Genomic DNA, 17033 nt, shown 5'->3' with positions numbered 1-17033 from the left:
CACCGTCGCCGTCATCGTCACCGGCAGCGGCAGCGGCAGCGGCACCGTCACCGGAGGCGGATGCGGATGCGGCGGCGGAGGCCGCACCCTCCGAAACTGTCAGTGGCGGCCAATAGTCTGTTTTCAGTAGCAGTTGAGCACCATCGTTGGCCGCCGGGTTGTGAGTTTGCCGGCGGCGTCTGCGGATCCGTGCAGGGTTCGTGACCGTTCGTAGTCGAGGCCATGCAGTACGCATGCTGAAGATTGAGACGCTGAGATGTTTGATCCGGCCGTACCCGATTCTCCCGCCGCAGCAGTGCTTGCGCCCAGATCGTCTGCCGCAGCCCCGCCTGCCGCAGCCCCGGGCGCCCCAGCATCTCCCGCCGCCGGATCACGCGCCACAGCATCGCCTGTTGCAGGACCACCTGCCGCACCCCCGTCTGCTGCAGCCGCGAAAGCCACAGCATCGCCTGCAGCAGGACCACTTGCCGGAGCCCCGTCTGCCACAGCATCAGAAGCAGGACCACCTGCCACAGCCCCGTCTGCCGGCAGCGGTTTGTTGCGGGGCGCCGGGCCGACGGCGGGTCCGAAGCGGTCTGCCGCTGTTCGCGCTGCGGCCGTTGCCCTCGAGGGCATCGACGTGGGTGCGTCGGAGCGGGAGTTGGTGGAGGAGCTGACGGCGTTGGAGGGTTTGAAGGCTGCCGCCGCGGCCGCGCAGGCCCGGGTGCAGATCGCGCTGGAGGAATCGGTGCGTGCCCGCCGTGCCGCCGCCGGGATCCCGAAAGACCGGCAGGGCGCCGGGGTGGCCGCCCAGATCGGGTTGGCCCGGCGCGAGTCCCCGCACCGTGCCGCGGTCCTGCTGAACCTCTCCCGGACCCTGGTCACACAGATGCCGCACACCCTGGCCGCCCTCGCCGCGGGGGACCTGAACGAATACCGGGCCGAGATCCTGGCCCAGGAAACCGGCTGCCTGTCCCCGGAGCACCGCGCCCGGGTGGACCGGGAACTGGCCGGCAACCGGGACCGGCTGCACGGGCTCGGGAACCGGGCGCTGCGCGCCGAAGCCAAACGCCTCGCCTACCGGCTCGATCCCCGCTCGGTGGTGGACCGGGCGGCGAAGGCCGAAGCGGACCGGCACGTGTCCTCCCGGCCCGAACCGGACACCATGGTCTCGGTCCGGACCCTGCTGCCGGTCACCCAGGGGGTCGCGGTGATGGCCGCCCTGCACAAGGAAGCGGACCGGCTGCGCAGCACGGGCGACCCCCGGTCGCGGGGCCAGATGATGGCCGATACCGTGTTCGAACGCGTCACCGGCCGCAGCACCGCCGACCCCGCCCGGCTGGAAATCCAACTGGTGATGACCGACCGCGCCCTGCTCCGGGGCGAGGCCGAACCGGCCTGGCTGACCGGGCACGGCATCGTCCCGGCCCGTTACGCCCGCAACCTCACCCGCCCGCCGCAACCGCCGGCACCGGCGCCAGCACTGGCAGCAACCGGCGGCAGCCCGCCCGGCCCGGCCGGGCAGAAGGCGCCGCCGGCCGGGACCGAGCCGGGGTGGAAGACCGCCCGCGAGCAGGCCCAACGCACCAAGGTATTGCAACAGGCCAGCGTGGAGGACGTCTGGATCCGCCGCCTCTACACCGCGCCTGCGACCGGGCAACTGCTGGGGATGGACTCGGCCGCACGAAAATTCCCCGACGGGATGCGCCGGATGATCCACGCCCGCGACGCCGTCTGCGCAAGGCCCTGGTGCGACGCCCCGATCCGGCACATCGACCACATCGTGCCCTGGACACAAGGCGGTGAAACCACCATGGCCAACGGCCAGGGACTGTGCGAACAATGCAACCAGTCAAAGGAAGCCGAAGGCTGGTCCAGCCGCCCTATTGATGGACCCGGCCATGTGGTGGAAACCACCACACCCACCGGCCACACCTACACCTCCACCCCGCCACCACTATCAGGCACTCCGCCGGCGGAAACAAAAGCAGCCCCTGCTCCCGCGCCCGGCGCAGGACCGCGCGTGCGGAAGGTTACAGCAGGTCGGTCCCGTCGCAGCGCACCTGCACCGGGTCGGGGACCCGCTTGGCGGACAGCGCGGCCTTGCGGTGACGAAGCGCGGCAGTCACGCGGGGTCCGTCCTGATAGCTGAAGAACAGCAGCAAGCGGTGCTCGCTGCTCTCCCCCGATCGGGCCGGAAGCTCAACGGGTCCGACGCTTCGAAGGCTGCCGCTGAGCTCAAAGTCCGCCATGAAGGCTTCAATGCCTGAGGGCTTCCCGGTCAGGGCGGCGATCCTGACGGCTGGGGGGAGCTGAAGCTCACGCCGCAACTGAATTTCCCGGGCTGCGGCGCCGGAGGGGTCCCACCGTACCAAGGGCGCCACAACCGCGTCTTGGTCGGCGGTGACTACCACCAGCCCCCCTTCGGACGACGGCTGCACCAACGACGCGGCGCGGAACCACCGGCGCAGCACGTCTTCGGGGGTGCGCAGAGACTCGCGGCTGAGCATGGCGTTGCCATCCAGCAGCAACGCCGCGGCGTACCCATCGGGCGCCACCGGCTCGGCTCCCGGTGTTGCGACCACCAGGGCTTTACGTGATTCGACGACAGACTTGATGTGTTCCCCCGAGGAAGACACGACCGTCGCCCCTGGGAACGCACGTCCCAGTTCCTCCGCCGTGCGCAGGGCGCCGACCGCAGAGGCCCGGAGCCTGTGGGACCCGCATTCGGGGCAGGAGTAGTTCGTGGCCAATCGGCCGCACCACCGGCAAGCCGGCGCCGCGGACCGGCCCGGCTGCGCCAGCGGCCCATTACAGTCGGTGCATCTGCCGGGCGTGCGGCAGTCCTGGCAGGCAAGGGCAGGTGAAAAGCCGGTCCGCGCCACCTGGACCAGCACCGGACCGCGCTCCAGGCCTTCCTTGGCGGCAAGCCACGCGGCATGCGGCAGGCGGGCATGGCGCAGCATGGGATCGCGTTCCTGTTGGAACGAATCAGCGGTGTTGAGGATCCGCGGGGTCGCCTGGCGCAGGAACGGCCGGGCAGGTGTGAGCGCCGACGCCCAGCCGCTCTCAACCAGGCGCTGTGTTTCGCCGCTGCGCGAGACACCGGCGAAAAGGGCGGCGCAACCGGCCTGTGCCGTGCGCAGCAACAACACCTCGCGCACATGCTGGTACGGGGCACGTTGCTCCAGCAACAGGTCGTCGCCGTCGTCCCACATCGCCACCAGTCCCAGATCCTGCACCGGAGCGAAGGCGGCCGAGCGCGTCCCCACGGCCACGGACACTTCGCCATGCAGCAACCGCAGGTAGTTCCGGTAGCGGGGCGTCGGCCCGTCCTCGGCAGTCAGGCGGACATACTGGTCCGCGCCGAGGACGCGCTCCAATTCGGCTTCCAGCCGCGCCAGGTCCTTGGCGTCCGGAACAACGACGACGGCGCCGCGGCCGCTCTGCCGTACGCTCGCCACGGCGTGGGCTACCTGGGCTGTCCACGAAGCAGGGCCGTAGGACTTGTGGCTGGCCAACACGGCACGCGGGGCGGCACCCGACGCCAGCCGGGCCAGAAACTCGCCGGCGCCGTCATAACCGGCGAAGGCTCGCTCTGCGCCATCCGCGACCGGCACGGTAGCCGGAGGCGCGGCGGTAGTAGGAGGTGCCGGGTCAGCCGAAAGTGCCGGGCCGGCCGAAGGCCCGGTGCTAGCCGGAGGTGCCGGGTCAGCCGACTGGCCCGCCTCGCGGGCGGCGAATTCCTTATCCACCTTGGCGACGCGCGGCGGGATGGCGGCGCGCAGTACGTCGCTGACGTTGCCTGCGTAACGCTCGGCCACGGACGTGGCCAGCCGGAGCAGTTCTTCGGTCAGCACCGGCTGCGCGGAAACCACTTTGGCCAACGGGGCAAGCTTGACCCCTTCCGGAACCTCCGACGTGCGGCGGGTGATGTACCCGCTCATTTCCTGGCCGCCGAAGCGGGCCTTGACCCGCGCGCCGGGAACAGCGTCGTCGTCCAGATTCTCCGGCACCAGGTAGTCGAAGATCCGGTCCAGATGTGGCAGCGGCGTTTCGATCAGCACCTGCGCCACCGGGTCGGTCGCCGCCGCCGGCGAGGTACCCGGCGCCTGCTTGGGGACACCGAAGCCCTGCAGCAGGCTCAGCTGGTGCGGATCAGAGCCCATCAGGCTCAGGCGTTGAAGTAACTGCGCAGCGCGTCGGCCCGGTCGGTTCGCTCCCACGTGAAGTCGGGATGTTCGCGGCCGAAATGGCCGTGCGCCGCGGTCTGCTTGTAGATGGGCCGCTTGAGCTGCAGGTCGTCGATGATGCCCAGCGGACGCAGGTCGAAGACTTCCTCGATCGCCTGGGCGATACGCGCCGGGTCAACGGTCTCGGTTCCGAAGGTTTCGACGTAGATGCCGACCGGCCGCGCCATCCCGATGGCGTACGCGATCTGGATCTCGGCGCGCCGGGCCAGTCCCGCGGCGACCACGTTCTTGGCCACCCAGCGCATGGCATAGGCAGCGGAACGGTCAACCTTGGACGGATCCTTGCCGGAAAATGCGCCGCCGCCGTGACGGGCCATGCCGCCGTAGGTATCCACGATGATTTTGCGTCCGGTCAGCCCGGCGTCGCCCACCGGCCCGCCGATCACGAAGTCGCCGCCCGGATTAAGGATGTAGCGCACGTTCGTAGCATCCAGGGAGCTGGCCGCCAGCACCGGCTCGATCACGCGCGAGGCGAGGTCAGCACGCAGGTGGTCGAGGTCCACGCCGCCTTCATGCTGGCTGGAAATCACGACCGAGTTAACCGACACCGGCTTGTCGCCGTCATAACCGATGGTCACCTGCGTCTTGCCGTCGGGCCGCAGATACGGAAGCGTCCCGTCCTTCCGCACCTCGGTCAAACGCTCGGACAGCCGGTGCGCGAGCCAGATCGGTGCGGGCATCAAGACGTCGGTCTCGTCGCTGGCATAGCCGAACATGATGCCCTGGTCACCGGCACCCTGGGCATCGCGCGCATCGATGCCGGTCCCCTCGCGGGTTTCGAACGAATTAAAGACCCCGGAGGCAATCTCCGGCGACTGCTGCCCGATCGAAACCGACACGCCGCAACGCTCGCCGTCAAACCCCTTATCCGAGGAGTTGTATCCGATCTCCAGGATGGTGTCGCGGACAATCTGGGGGATCTCCACATAGCCCTTCGTGGTGACCTCGCCGGCCACGTGGACCAGGCCGGTCGTCGTCAGCGTCTCTACGGCTACCCGCGACTCGGGATCCTCGCGCAGCAGCGCGTCGAGAATGGCGTCGGAAATCTGGTCACAGATCTTGTCCGGATGGCCTTCGGTCACGGACTCGGACGTGAAGAGCCGCAGATTGCTGTCAGAAGAAGTCACAGACATACCTTACTTGCTGGCGAGGACCGCCACGGAACGGTTGGCGCGGCCTCGAAAGGCCGGGTCATGGAGCGAAACGGTAGTACACAGGGGGTCACGGGCGGGCCGGTTCCCGCGGCCGGCCGGAAGCGCCCGCGCGCAGTGTCAGCGGGAGAGTTCGGCGGTGATGCGCTCGACGACCACGGCCGCCGCGCTGTCTTTGCTGCCGCGGTGGGTCTGCGGTTCGACGCCGCTGCGCGCCAGCACCGTGATCTCGGTGTCATCCTGCCCGAACACCAGGTCGCGGCCCACGCGGTTGAGCACCAGCAGGTCGCAGCCCTTTCGCTCGAGCTTGCTGCGCGCGTAGTCGAGCACGTCGCCGCGGTCGTCGCCGGTCTCCGCGGCGAAACCGACGATCAGCGGCACATCGCCGGGGCCGCGCTGCTGCACGACCTCCACCAGGATGTCCGGATTCCGCACCAGCGTGATCACGGGGTCGTCGGCGTCGTCGCGCTTCTTGATCTTGGTGTCGGTCACTTCAGCCGGACGAAAATCCGCCACGGCGGCTGCCATGATGACGACGTCGGAGCGCGCCGCCGCTTCGAGCGTCGCCTCGCGCAGGTCCAGGGCGGTTTCCACCGAGCTGGACTTGATCCCGTCCGGGATATCCACCTCAAGGTGGGCGGCGATCAGTTCAACCTCCGCTCCCGCGGCCGCAGCGGCGCGGGCCAGTGCCACGCCCTGCTTGCCGGAGGACCGGTTGCCCAGGAAGCGTACGGGGTCCAGCGGTTCGCGGGTGCCGCCGGCGGTGACCAGGACCCGCTTGCCGGCCAGCGGACCGGGTTCCGGAGCCGCGAGGGCGGGGGCTGACGCATCCGCCGGCCAGCCGGCCTCCGCCGTCGTTCGCGGTTGCAGAGTCCCGTCTGCGAGGGCGGCGGTGATGAAGTCGTAGATGTCCGCCGGTTCGGGCAGCCGGCCGGGGCCGGTGTCCTTGCCGGTGAGCCGCCCGATGGCCGGTTCCATCACCGTGGTGCCGCGGCTGCGCAGCGTGGCCACGTTCGCCGCGGTGGCCGGGTGCTGCCACATTTCGGTGTGCATGGCCGGCACAAAGACCACCGGCGCGGTGGCCACCAGCAGGGTGTTGGTGAGCAGGTCGCCGGCCAGGCCGGCGGCGGCGCGCGCCAACAGGTCCGCTGTGGCCGGGCATACCACCACGAGGTCGGCTTCCTGGCCGAGGCGGACGTGGTTGACCGACTCGACGGCATCGAACACGCTGTTGCTCACCGGGTTGCCGGAGAGGGCCTCCCAGGTGGCGCGGCCAACGAACTTCTCGGCGGCGTCGGTCGGGATCACCGTCACCTCGTGGCCGGCTTCCTTAAACAACCGAAGCAGGGATGCCGACTTGTAGGCGGCGATCCCGCCGCCTACGCCCAAAATGATCCGCATGCCTGCCCCGGTGTTAGACGCTGGTTACTCTGCAACCTTTTCGACGGGCTTGCTGACCAGCAGGCCCTCGTTGATTTCGCGCAGTGCGATGGACAGCGGCTTCTCGTTCAGCTTGGTGTCCACCAGCGGGCCGACATACTCGAACAGGCCTTCGTGCAGCTGCGAGTAGTAGGCGTTGATCTGGCGGGCACGCTTGGCACCGTAAATCACCAGCGCGTACTTCGAATCCGTTGCTTCCAGCAGGGAGTCGATCGGCGGGTTGATGATGCCTTCGAGGTTGGTCGACACAAAATCTCCAATGGGTTCCGGGACGTGTTCTTCGGGGCCCGCTCAGCGCGGGTGCGGAACAAGTCCCATCAATGAAACGAGCTCGTCTGCCGCCCGCTTGACATCGTCATTCACGACGGTGAAATCGAACTCGGGCTCGGCAGCAAGTTCCAGTTTAGCGGTTTCCAGCCGGCGCTGCTGTTCCTCGGGTGTTTCCGTGCCGCGCCCCACCAGCCGGCGGACCATTTCCTCCCAGCTGGGCGGGGCCAGAAACACGAACGTGGCATCGGGCATGGACTGCTTGACCTGCCGGGCGCCCTGCAGGTCGATCTCCAAGAGCACGGACTTTCCGTCTGCCATGGCCTCTTCCACGGTGCGCCGCAGCGTGCCGTAGCGGTTCCGCCCGTGCACCAGGGCCCATTCCAGCATGTCGCCTGCCGCCACGAGGCGGTCGAACTCTTCGGGGCCGACGAAAAAGTAGTGGACGCCGTCCTGCTCGCCGGGCCGCGGTTCCCGGGTGGTGGCGGATACGGAAAGCCAGACGTCGGGGTAGTTGTCGCGGATATAGGTGGAAACGGTGCCCTTGCCGACGGCGGTGGGGCCGGCGAGAACGGTCAGGCGGGGTTTGTCGGACATATCTTCCATCTGTTACTGGGATTCCAAGTGGTCTATCAGGGCTCGCCGCTGGTGGATGCCGAGCCCGCGCAGCCGGCGGCTGGGCGCAATGCGGACCGCCTCCATGATGGCGGCGGCGCGGACCGGTCCGATGCCCGGCAACGATTCGAGCAGGTCGGCCACGCGCAGCCGGCCGACCGATTCCATCGACCCGGCCGCCTCGATTACCTCGGCGACGGTCATGGCGCCGGATTTCACTTTGGCCTTGATTTCCGCGCGCTCGACCCGGGCGGCCGTCGCTTTCAGCCGGGCGGTGGTGCGTTCGCTCTCCGTCAGCGGTCGAAGACCCACAGCTCCTCCAGACAATCCGGCCCGTCGGACAAGATGCCGGGCGGGCATATTGGGCATGAATTGAACTTACCAGAACGGCAACACCGCGGCTGAAGGGCCGCTGCCCGGCGCAGGAGGCGTGGACCGGGCAGCCGGCTGCCGGCCGCCCGAGGCCCCGCCTCCTGCGCCGGCTGCTCAACCCGAGAGGCCCGCCAGGCCGGCCAGGGTGCGGTCCGCGGCGGCGCGCAAGCCGGCGAGGTCCGGGCCCGCCCGGAGGATGTCCCGGCTGGAGGTGGCCAGGACATTCCCGACGGCGGAGCCGAAGGCCGCCGCGATATCCGCCCCGGTGGCACCCTGGGCGCCCAGCCCCGGGGCCAGCAACGGCCCGTTGACCGCGGCGAGGTCCAGCCCGAGCCGTTCCATCACCTCGGCCCGGACCGTGGCGCCGACCACCAGGCCCACGGAGCCCAGCTCCCCGGCGCGCCCGGCCTCGGCGTTGTCCGCCGCGGCCGCGTCCGCGATCCGGGCGGCCACGGATTCGGCGCCGCCGACGTGCTGCACGCTGGCGCCCTCCGGGTTGGAGGTCAGCGCGAGCACGAACACCCCGCGGCCGGTTGCCGACGCCAGGTCCAGCGCCGGCCGCAGCGATTCGTACCCGAGGTAGGGGCTGAGCGTCACGGCGTCGGCCGCCAGCGCCGAGCCGTCGCGCAGCCACGCGTCGGCGTAGGCGGCCATGGTGGAGCCGATGTCGCCGCGCTTGGCGTCGGCGATGGTCAGGGCACGGGCCTGGGCCGCGGCCGCCAGCAGCTTCTCCAGCACCGCCAGCCCGGCCGAACCGTGCCGTTCATACAGGGCCACCTGGGGCTTGAGGGCGGCGGCCTGCTCCCCCACCGCGTCCAACACGGTGAGGGAGAAGCGTTCCAGCCCTCCGGCGTCGTCGTTCAGTCCCCAGGCGGAGAGCAGCGACGGGTGCGGGTCGATCCCCACGCACAGCGGCCCGCGGGCCTCCATCGCCGCCCGCAGCCGCTGCCCGAAGGCGGCGCGCTGCGACCGGGCGTGCGGCTCAGGCATGGAAGGCGGCCTTCAGGTTCTCCGCGTGCTCCTGCAGGCTGGTGACGTCCCACTCGTACTGGCGCATCGCTTCGATCGCCTGGATGGCGGCGCCGAACTCGGACACCGTGGTGATGATCGGCGTGCCCACCGATGTCGCCGCCGCGCGGATCTCGTAGCCGTCGCCGCGGGCCTGGCCGCCGGAGGGGGTGTTGAGCACGAGTCCGATCTGGCCTTCGGTGATCAGGTCGACGATGGTGCCCTCGCCGTCGTCGGACCGGCCCTCGGCGACCTTCCGCACCGTGGTGGACTGGATGCCGTTGCGGCGCAGCACCTCGGCCGTGCCGCCGGTGGAGAGGATCTCGAAGCCCAGGTCCACCAGTAGCTTGACCGGCATGATGATGGAGCGCTTGTCGCGGTTGGCCACCGAGACGAACACCTTGCCGGACGTGGGCAGGGCGCTGCCGGCCGCGGCCTGGCTCTTGGCGAACGCCGTGTCGAAGTACTTGTCGATGCCCATGACCTCGCCGGTGGAGCGCATTTCAGGCCCCAGCAGCGAGTCGACCACGGTGCCCTCCGGCGTGCGGAAGCGGCTGAACGGGAGCACCGCTTCCTTCACCGCCACCGGTGCCTCCAGCGGCAGCCGGGAACCGTCGCCGGTCTCGGGCAGCACCTTGTAGACGCTGCGCAGCATGTCGATGTCCACGCCGGTACCGATCAGCGCCGCGGCCTTGGCCAGCTGCACGCCGGTGGCCTTGGACACGAACGGGACGGTGCGGGAAGCGCGCGGGTTGGCTTCGATCACGTAGAGCACGTCGGCGGCCAGCGCGAACTGGATGTTGATCAGGCCGCGCACCCCCACGCCCTCGGCGATGGCGGCGGTGGCCTTGCGCACCCGGTCCAGCACGTCGGCGCCCAGCGTGATCGGCGGCAGCACGCAGGCGGAGTCGCCGGAGTGGATCCCGGCCTCCTCGATGTGTTCCATGATGCCGCCGACGTAGAGGTCCTTGCCGTCGTAGAGGGCGTCGACGTCGATCTCGATGGCGTCTTCCAGGAAGCGGTCCACCAGCACCGGATGGTCCGGCGTGATCTCGGTGGCGTTGGCGATGTAGCGCGACAGGTTGGCCTCGTCGTAGACGATCTCCATGCCGCGCCCGCCCAGCACGTACGACGGGCGGACCAGCACGGGGTAGCCGATCTCGTCGGCGATCTTCTTCGCTTCCTCGAAGGAAACCGCCGTGCCGTTCTTCGGGGCTACCAGCCCGGCCGAATCCAGCACCCGCTGGAAGGCGCCGCGGTGCTCGGCCAGGTCGATGGCCTCCGGCGAGGTGCCCAGGATCGGGATGCCGGCGTCCGCCAGCGCCTGCGCCAGCTTCAGCGGGGTCTGGCCGCCCAGCTGCACGAACACGCCGAGCACGCCGCCGGTGCGCTCCTCCGCCGCGATGACCTCCAGCACGTCCTCGAGCGTCAGCGGCTCGAAGTACAGGCGGTTGGAGATGTCGTAGTCGGTGGAGACGGTCTCCGGGTTGCAGTTGATCATGACGGTCTCGTGCCCGGCCTTGCGCAGCGCCATGGTGGCGTGGACGCAGGAGTAGTCGAACTCGATGCCCTGGCCGATCCGGTTGGGGCCGGAGCCGAGGATGATCACCGACGGCTTCGCGTGCAGCTCGACCTCGTCCTCCTCGTCGTAGGACGAGTAGTGGTACGGGGTGTAGGCGGCGAATTCGGCGGCGCAGGTGTCCACCGTCTTGAACACCGGGCGGATGCCCAGCGCGTGACGGACTCCGCGGACCACTGCCTCGCTGGTGTGGCTGAGCTTGCCGATCTGTTCATCGGAGAAGCCGTGCCGCTTGGCCAGCCGCAGGATGTCCTCGGTCAGTGCCGGCGCCCGGCGGATTTCGGTGGCCACTTCGTTGATCAGCTGCAGCTGGTCCAGGAACCACGGGTCGATCGACGTGGCTTCGAAGACCTGCTCGACGGTGGCACCGCCGAGCAGCGCCCGCTGCACCATCGAGAGCCGCTCGGTGGACCCGACCCTGGACTTGGCCAGCAGTTCGGGCACATCGTAGTCGTTGACCGGGTCGAACTCGAGCTGCGACCCCTTCTGCTCCAGCGACCGCAGCGCCTTCTGCAGCGCCTCGGTGAAGTTGCGGCCGATGGCCATCGCCTCGCCGACGGACTTCATGGTGGTGGTCAGCGTCGGGTCGGCGGCCGGGAATTTCTCGAACGCGAAACGCGGAACCTTGACGACGACGTAGTCCAGCGTCGGTTCGAAGGCGGCCGGGGTCTGCTGGGTGATGTCGTTGGGGATCTCGTCCAGCGTGTACCCGAGCGACAGCTTGGTGGCGATCTTGGCGATCGCGAAACCGGTGGCCTTGGAAGCCAGCGCGGAGGACCGGGAGACGCGCGGGTTCATCTCGATCACGACGACGCGGCCGGTGTCCGGTTCGATGGCGAACTGGATGTTGCAGCCGCCGGTGTCGACGCCGACTTCGCGGATCACCGCGATGGAGATGTCGCGCAGCTTCTGGAACTCGCGGTCGGTCAGCGTCATGGCGGGGGCGACCGTGATGGAGTCGCCGGTGTGCACGCCCACCGGATCGAAGTTTTCGATCGAGCACACGACGACGACGTTGTCATTCTTGTCGCGCATCATCTCGAGCTCGTATTCCTTCCAGCCCAGGATGCTCTCTTCGAGCAGCACCTCGCTGGTGGGGCTGTACTGGATGCCGGCCCCGGCGATCCGGCGCAGGTCATCCGCGTTGTAGGCCATCCCGGAGCCGAGGCCGCCCATGGTGAAGGACGGGCGCACCACCATCGGGTAGCCCAGTTCCTCGGCCGCGGCGAAGGCCTCGTCCATCGAGTGCACGATCACGGACTTGGCGGACTCGGCGCCGCAGCGCTCCACCACGCCCTTGAACTTCTCCCGGTCTTCGCCAAGTTCGATGGCGGCGATGTTGGCGCCGATCAGCTCCACGTTGTACTTGTCCAGCACACCGTTCTTGTCCAGCGCGATGGCGGTGTTCAGGGCGGTCTGGCCGCCCAGCGTGGGCAGCACGGCGTCCGGGCGCTCCTTGGCGATGATCTTTTCGACCACCTCCGGGGTGATCGGCTCCACGTAGGTGGCGTCGGCAAACTCGGGGTCCGTCATGATCGTGGCGGGATTGGAGTTGACCAGGATGACCCGCAGGCCCTCCTCCTTCAGCACCCGCAGCGCCTGCGTGCCGGAATAGTCGAACTCGGCCGCCTGTCCGATCACGATGGGACCGGAACCGATGACCAGGACGGACTTCAGATCTTCTCTCTTGGGCATTACTTGCTTTCCTTCATGGTCTCGGAAGCGGTCCCGGTCTGGTTACGGCGGGAGTTCATCAGGTCGGTGAAGCGGTCGAACAGGGGCGCCGCATCGTGCGGTCCGGCGGCCGCCTCCGGGTGGTACTGGACGGAGAAGGCGGGGATGTCCAGGCAGTTCAGGCCTTCGACGACGTCGTCGTTGAGGCAGACGTGGCTGACTTCGACCCGGCCGAAGCGCTCCTCCGGGGCCAGGGTGGGCCCGTCCAGCGGGGCGTCGACGGCGAAGCCGTGGTTCTGCGAGGTGATTTCGACCTTTCCGGTGCTCCGGTCCATGACCGGCACGTTGATGCCGCGGTGGCCGTAGCGCAGCTTGTAGGTGCCGAAGCCCAGGGCGCGGCCCAGGATCTGGTTGCCGAAGCAGATGCCGAAGAACGGCAGGCCGGCGTCGAGCACCTTGCGCAGCAGCAGCACCTGGCGGTCGGCCGTGGCGGGGTCGCCGGGCCCGTTGGACATGAACATGCCGTCGGGCGCGAGGGCCTGGATGTCGTCGAAACTGGCGGTGGCGGGCAGCACGTGCACCCGGATCCCGCGCTCGGCGAACCGGACGGGGGTCATGGCCTTGATGCCCAGGTCGAGGGCGGCGACGGTGAACCGCGGCTCCCCGTCCCAGCCGTGGTCGGCCGGGTCCACGGTGTAGGCCTCGGTGACGCTGACCTCTTCGGCGAGCCGGGCGCCTTCCATCGCCGGCTGCGCGGTGACCTCGGCCAGCAGCTCCGCGGCGGGGCGGGCGGCCGCGTCACCGGAGAAAATGCCGGCCTTCATGGCGCCGCGTTCGCGCAGGTGGCGGGTCAGGGCGCGGGTGTCCACTCCCTGGATGCCCACGATGCCCTGGTTGACCAGTTCGTCGTCCAGGCTGCGCTCGGAGCGCCAGTTGGAGGGACGGCGGGCCGGGTCGCGGACCACGTACCCGGCCACCCAGATCTTGCGGGACTCCGCGTCGTCGTCGTTCACACCGGTGTTGCCGATGTGGGGTGCGGTCTGCACCACCAGCTGGCGGGCGTAGGACGGGTCGGTGATGGTCTCCTGGTAGCCGGTCATGCCGGTGGAAAAGACCGCCTCGCCCAGCGCGGTGCCCTGCGCGCCGTAGCTGCGGCCGCGGAAGGTCCGGCCGTCTTCGAGCACCAGCAGCGCCGGTGCGGAGAGGTAAGTTGTTTCTGCGCTCACGATAGGTCCTAGTCTTCCTGTACGGCGGGTAGGTATGTCTGCAGCTGCGCCAGCAGCGGGTGTTTGTCGGCGGCCTGCCGGGTGCGGAAGGCCGTGTCGACCTCGCGCTCCCCCAGCTTCCACGTGATCACGGCCAGGCCCTCGGACTCCACGAACTTGCCCACCATGCCGCTCTCGGTGCGGACGTCGGAGATGCTTCCGGCCGGAATGTAGAGGTCCGTGGAGCCGGGCCGCTCGATCAGCACGCCGTGCGGATAGGTCCGCAGCGCCGCCTTGGTCCGGATGCCGAGGCCGTGGACGGCGACGCGGTCAAGCCAGTCCCCCGCCGTCGTCGTGACCACGTACATGCCTTCGTAGTAGCCGGTCGGGTTGGCGGTGTCCGCCGGGACCTGCGGCAACGGCGCGATGTCCCGCTGCCGTTTGACCCGGTTGCGCCAGCCGACGCCCACCAGCACCATGAGCACGACGGCGACGGCGAGCATCACCAGGCCCGCTTGCATCTGGTTCATCTCAGGCCTCCCCTGCCGGGCGTGCCGGCGTGTTCAGGGCGCCGTCCAGCACCGTGGGGTGTCCGTTGAGGAACGTGGCAACCACGCGGCCGGGCAGCTCCCGGCCGGCGAACGGCGAGTTCCTGCCCTTGGTGGCCATCGCCGAGGGGTCCACTGTCCAGCGGGCCGCCGGGTCCACCAGGGTGATGTTGGCGGCCGATCCTGCGGCCAGCGGCTGGCCCTGGCCGGGCAGACGGCCGATCCGGGCCGGCATGGCGGAGGTGATCCGGGCGAAGTCGGCCCAGCCGATCAGGCCGGATTCGATCATGGTGTGCTGCACGACGGACAGCGCGGTTTCCAGCCCGGTCATGCCCATGGCTGCCTGCGCCCACTCGCACTCCTTCGCCTCCGATGGGTGCGGTGCGTGGTCGGTGCCGACGACGTCGATGGTGCCGTCGGCCAGGCCGGCGCGCAGAGCCTGCACGTCCTCGTCGGTGCGCAGCGGCGGGTTGACCTTGTAGACCGGGTCGAAGCTGCGGACCAGTTCGTCGGTCAGCCACAGGTGGTGCGGCGTGACCTCGGCGGTGACCTTGATCCCGCGGGCCTTGGCCCAGCGGATGAGCTCCACCGATCCGGCCGTGGAGACGTGGCAGACGTGCAGGCGGGAGTCCACGTGCTGGGCCAGCAGCACGTCGCGGGCGATGATGCTCTCCTCCGCGACTGCCGGCCAACCGGTCATGCCCAGCACCGCCGAGACGGTTCCCTCATTCATCTGCGCCCCGTCGGTCAGCCGCGGCTCCTGGGCGTGCTGGGCGATCACGCCGTCGAACGCCTTGACGTACTCCAGCGCGCGGCGCATCAGCACCGGGTCCGACACGCAGATCCCGTCGTCGGAAAAGAGCCGGACCCGGGCCCGGGAGTCGGCCATCGCGCCGAGTTCGGCGAGCCGTTCGCCGGCCAGGCCCACGGTCACGGCGCCCACCGGGCGGACATCGGCCCAGCCGGCGGTCCGGCCCAGCGTGTATACCTGCTCGACCACGCCGGCGGTGTCGGCGACCGGCGTCGAGTTGGCCATCGCGTGCACGGCCGTGAAGCCGCCCAGGGCCGCGGCCCGGGTGCCGGTCTCCACCGTCTCCGCGTCCTCGCGGCCCGGCTCGCGCAGGTGTGTGTGCAGGTCGACCATGCCCGGCAGCGCGATCAGCCCGTCGGCATCGATGTCGACGGCGCCGGCCGCGCTCAGGCCGGTGCCCGCCTCCGCGATTCTCCCGCCGCGGAGCAGCAGGTCGGCACGCTCGCCGCCGGTCAGCGAAGCCCCGCGGATCAGGTAGGTGGTTTCGCTGGACTCGGTCACTTGGCCTCCTGGGTGGCGGTGGGAGCGGGGGCGGCGGATTCGGTGCCGCCGGAGAGCAACAGGTAGAGCGCGGCCATCCGCACGGCAACACCGTTGCGTACCTGGTCCAGCACGGTGGACCGCGGCGAGTCGGCGGCCGCCGAGGAAATTTCCAGCCCGCGGTTCATCGGGCCGGGGTGCATGATGATGGTGCCGGCGCGGCCGGAGGCGTCCAGCGCCGCCAGGCGGCGGTCGTCGAATCCCCAGCGGCGCGAATACTCCTGGGTGGACGGGAAGTAGGCGGCGTTCATCCGCTCCCCCTGCACGCGCAGCATCATGACGGCGTCGGTGCCCTCGGCGAGCGTGGCGTCCAGGTCGTAGCTGATCGTGCACGGCCACTGGCGGCTGCCCACGGGCAGCAGCGTCGGCGGGGCGACCATGGTGACCTCGGCGCCGAGGGTGCGCAGCAGCCAGAGGTTGGAGCGGGCCACCCGGGAGTGCAGGATGTCCCCGACGATGGCCACCTTCATGCCGGCCAGGTCGCTCCCGGCCGAGGCGGTGCCGGTGAGCCTGGCCCAGGTGCGCCGCAGCGTGAACGCGTCCAGCAGCGCCTGGGTGGGGTGTTCGTGGGTGCCGTCGCCGGCGTTCACCACGGCGGCGTCGATCCAGCCCGACCCGGCCAGCCGGGCCGGTGCCCCGGAGGCCCAGTGCCGGATGACGACGGCGTCGGCGCCCATCGCCTCCAGGGTCTGGGCGGTGTCCTTGAGCGATTCGCCCTTGGAAACCGAGGATCCCTTGGCCGCGAAGTTGATGACGTCGGCGGAGAGCCGCTTGGCGGCTGCTTCGAAGGAAATGCGGGTGCGGGTGGAGTCCTCGAAGAAGAGGTTGACCACGGTGCGGCCGCGCAGCACGGGCAGTTTCTTGACCTCGCGCTGGGAGACCGCGGACATCTCCTCGGCAGTGTCGAGGATCTGCACCGCGTCCTGCTTGGCCAGGTCCGCGGTGGAGAGCAGGTGTTTCATGCGCTGACGTCCTCGATCACTACTTCGTCGGCCGCCGGTGCGCCGTTGTTGGTGTCGGTCTCGGCCAGCCGGACCCGGACCTTCTCCTTGGAGGAGGTGGGAAGGTTCTTGCCGACGTGGTCGGCGCGGATCGGCAGCTCGCGGTGCCCGCGGTCCACCAGCACGGCCAGCCGCACGATCCGTGGCCGGCCCAGATCCACCAGGGCGTCCAGGGCGGCGCGGATGGTGCGCCCGGAATAGAGCACGTCGTCGACCAGCACCACGACCTTGTCGTCGATGCCGTCGGCCGGCAGCTGGGTGGGCAGCGGCGACCGCGTGGGATGCCGGCGCAGGTCGTCGCGGAACATGGTCACGTCGAGCTGGCCGATGATCTTGTCGGCGGTGACGGAGGGGTCGGCGGCGGCGATTTTGGCGGCCAGCCGCCGGGCCAGCGGGTAACCGCGGCGCGGGATGCCCAGCAGGACCAGGTCCTGGGAGCCTTTGTTCGCCTCGAGGATCTCGTGGGCGATACGGGTCAATGCGCGGTTGATGTCCGCTTCGGCAAGTACAACGCGCGACGATGCCGGCTGCGCCGGGTGGTCCGTGTTCATCTGTTGCCGCCTCCTTCCCCGCCTCACTGGACGGAATTT

15 protein-coding genes are annotated in these 17033 nt (G+C 69.6%); 1 reads left to right on the top strand and 14 read right to left on the bottom strand.

The window, feature by feature from the left end; all coding sequences use genetic code 11:
* Window positions 1-47: 47 nt before the first annotated feature.
* Complete coding sequence (locus AC5RTY_RS05990) at window positions 48-491, bottom strand: hypothetical protein (protein ID WP_494109271.1); 444 nt, start codon at window positions 489-491, stop codon at window positions 48-50.
* A 128-nt stretch (window positions 492-619) separates the two neighbouring features.
* On the opposite strand from AC5RTY_RS05990, the gene AC5RTY_RS05985 reads away from it, so the two are divergent.
* Window positions 620-2131, top strand: coding sequence for an HNH endonuclease (locus AC5RTY_RS05985; RefSeq protein WP_494139213.1), 1512 nt, complete (start codon window positions 620-622; stop codon window positions 2129-2131).
* Here AC5RTY_RS05985 and AC5RTY_RS05980 read toward each other — a convergent pair.
* The 13 genes from AC5RTY_RS05980 to pyrR form a co-directional block, all read right to left on the bottom strand.
* A complete protein-coding gene (locus tag AC5RTY_RS05980; RefSeq protein ID WP_494139212.1) occupies window positions 2013-4148 on the bottom strand; it encodes a primosomal protein N' in 2136 nt (711 codons plus the stop codon). The genes AC5RTY_RS05985 and AC5RTY_RS05980 overlap by 119 nt on opposite strands.
* 5 nt (window positions 4149-4153) lie before the next feature.
* Window positions 4154-5359 (bottom strand): methionine adenosyltransferase, encoded by a 1206-nt coding sequence (gene metK / locus AC5RTY_RS05975; RefSeq protein ID WP_494023035.1) that lies wholly within the window; start codon window positions 5357-5359, stop codon window positions 4154-4156.
* A gap of 144 nt (window positions 5360-5503) precedes the next feature.
* Window positions 5504-6784 (bottom strand): bifunctional phosphopantothenoylcysteine decarboxylase/phosphopantothenate synthase, encoded by a 1281-nt coding sequence (locus AC5RTY_RS05970; protein ID WP_494139211.1) that lies wholly within the window; start codon window positions 6782-6784, stop codon window positions 5504-5506.
* Window positions 6785-6808: 24 nt separating this feature from the next.
* Entirely contained in the window at window positions 6809-7072 is a 264-nt protein-coding gene (rpoZ, locus tag AC5RTY_RS05965; RefSeq protein ID WP_493999794.1) for a DNA-directed RNA polymerase subunit omega, read from the bottom strand.
* A 42-nt stretch (window positions 7073-7114) separates the two neighbouring features.
* Complete coding sequence (gene gmk, locus AC5RTY_RS05960) at window positions 7115-7687, bottom strand: guanylate kinase (RefSeq protein WP_493999795.1); 573 nt, start codon at window positions 7685-7687, stop codon at window positions 7115-7117.
* A 12-nt stretch (window positions 7688-7699) separates the two neighbouring features.
* Window positions 7700-8017 carry an integration host factor, actinobacterial type gene (gene mihF / locus AC5RTY_RS05955; RefSeq protein ID WP_493999796.1) on the bottom strand — a complete coding sequence of 106 codons (318 nt, stop codon included), beginning with the start codon at window positions 8015-8017 and terminating at the stop codon, window positions 7700-7702.
* A 174-nt stretch (window positions 8018-8191) separates the two neighbouring features.
* Window positions 8192-9067, bottom strand: coding sequence for an orotidine-5'-phosphate decarboxylase (gene pyrF, locus AC5RTY_RS05950; protein ID WP_494139210.1), 876 nt, complete (start codon window positions 9065-9067; stop codon window positions 8192-8194).
* Complete coding sequence (gene carB / locus AC5RTY_RS05945; protein ID WP_494014044.1) at window positions 9060-12359, bottom strand: carbamoyl-phosphate synthase large subunit; 3300 nt, start codon at window positions 12357-12359, stop codon at window positions 9060-9062. Before carB ends, pyrF begins: the two co-directional genes overlap by 8 nt.
* Window positions 12359-13564 carry a glutamine-hydrolyzing carbamoyl-phosphate synthase small subunit gene (gene carA, locus AC5RTY_RS05940; RefSeq protein WP_494139209.1) on the bottom strand — a complete coding sequence of 402 codons (1206 nt, stop codon included), beginning with the start codon at window positions 13562-13564 and terminating at the stop codon, window positions 12359-12361. The genes carB and carA overlap by 1 nt, the downstream gene beginning before the upstream one ends.
* Before the next feature lie 8 nt (window positions 13565-13572).
* Window positions 13573-14073 carry a PH-like domain-containing protein gene (locus tag AC5RTY_RS05935; RefSeq protein ID WP_494139208.1) on the bottom strand — a complete coding sequence of 167 codons (501 nt, stop codon included), beginning with the start codon at window positions 14071-14073 and terminating at the stop codon, window positions 13573-13575.
* A 1-nt stretch (window position 14074) separates the two neighbouring features.
* Entirely contained in the window at window positions 14075-15403 is a 1329-nt protein-coding gene (locus tag AC5RTY_RS05930) for a dihydroorotase (protein ID WP_494139207.1), read from the bottom strand.
* Window positions 15400-16404 (bottom strand): aspartate carbamoyltransferase catalytic subunit, encoded by a 1005-nt coding sequence (locus AC5RTY_RS05925; RefSeq protein WP_493999802.1) that lies wholly within the window; start codon window positions 16402-16404, stop codon window positions 15400-15402. The genes AC5RTY_RS05930 and AC5RTY_RS05925 overlap by 4 nt, the downstream gene beginning before the upstream one ends.
* The gene (gene pyrR, locus AC5RTY_RS05920) at window positions 16401-16994 is read right to left on the bottom strand and encodes a bifunctional pyr operon transcriptional regulator/uracil phosphoribosyltransferase PyrR (protein ID WP_494139206.1); all 594 of its coding nucleotides are present in this window, start codon (window positions 16992-16994) and stop codon (window positions 16401-16403) included. Before pyrR ends, AC5RTY_RS05925 begins: the two co-directional genes overlap by 4 nt.
* Between the last annotated feature and the right edge of the window lie 39 nt (window positions 16995-17033).

It is taken from the genome of Arthrobacter sp. Y3224055, assembly GCF_059090825.1.
The sequence above is the reverse complement of the archived record's forward strand: the minus strand, read 5'-3'. Positions and strand labels throughout refer to the sequence as shown.

Bases quoted from the DNA above. Each gene is read 5' to 3' on its own strand.
- AC5RTY_RS05990 (WP_494109271.1), bottom strand. From the start codon at position 491: ATGCTGTGGCAGACGGGGCTCCGGCAAGTGGTCCTGCTGCAGGCGATG.
- AC5RTY_RS05980 (WP_494139212.1), bottom strand. From the start codon at position 4,148: ATGGGCTCTGATCCGCACCAGCTGAGCCTGCTGCAGGGCTTCGGTGTC.
- AC5RTY_RS05970 (WP_494139211.1), bottom strand. From the start codon at position 6,784: ATGCGGATCATTTTGGGCGTAGGCGGCGGGATCGCCGCCTACAAGTCG.
- gmk (WP_493999795.1), bottom strand. From the start codon at position 7,687: ATGTCCGACAAACCCCGCCTGACCGTTCTCGCCGGCCCCACCGCCGTC.
- pyrF (WP_494139210.1), bottom strand. From the start codon at position 9,067: ATGCCTGAGCCGCACGCCCGGTCGCAGCGCGCCGCCTTCGGGCAGCGG.
- carB (WP_494014044.1), bottom strand. From the start codon at position 12,359: ATGCCCAAGAGAGAAGATCTGAAGTCCGTCCTGGTCATCGGTTCCGGT.
- AC5RTY_RS05935 (WP_494139208.1), bottom strand. From the start codon at position 14,073: ATGAACCAGATGCAAGCGGGCCTGGTGATGCTCGCCGTCGCCGTCGTG.
- AC5RTY_RS05925 (WP_493999802.1), bottom strand. From the start codon at position 16,404: ATGAAACACCTGCTCTCCACCGCGGACCTGGCCAAGCAGGACGCGGTG.
- pyrR (WP_494139206.1), bottom strand. From the start codon at position 16,994: ATGAACACGGACCACCCGGCGCAGCCGGCATCGTCGCGCGTTGTACTT.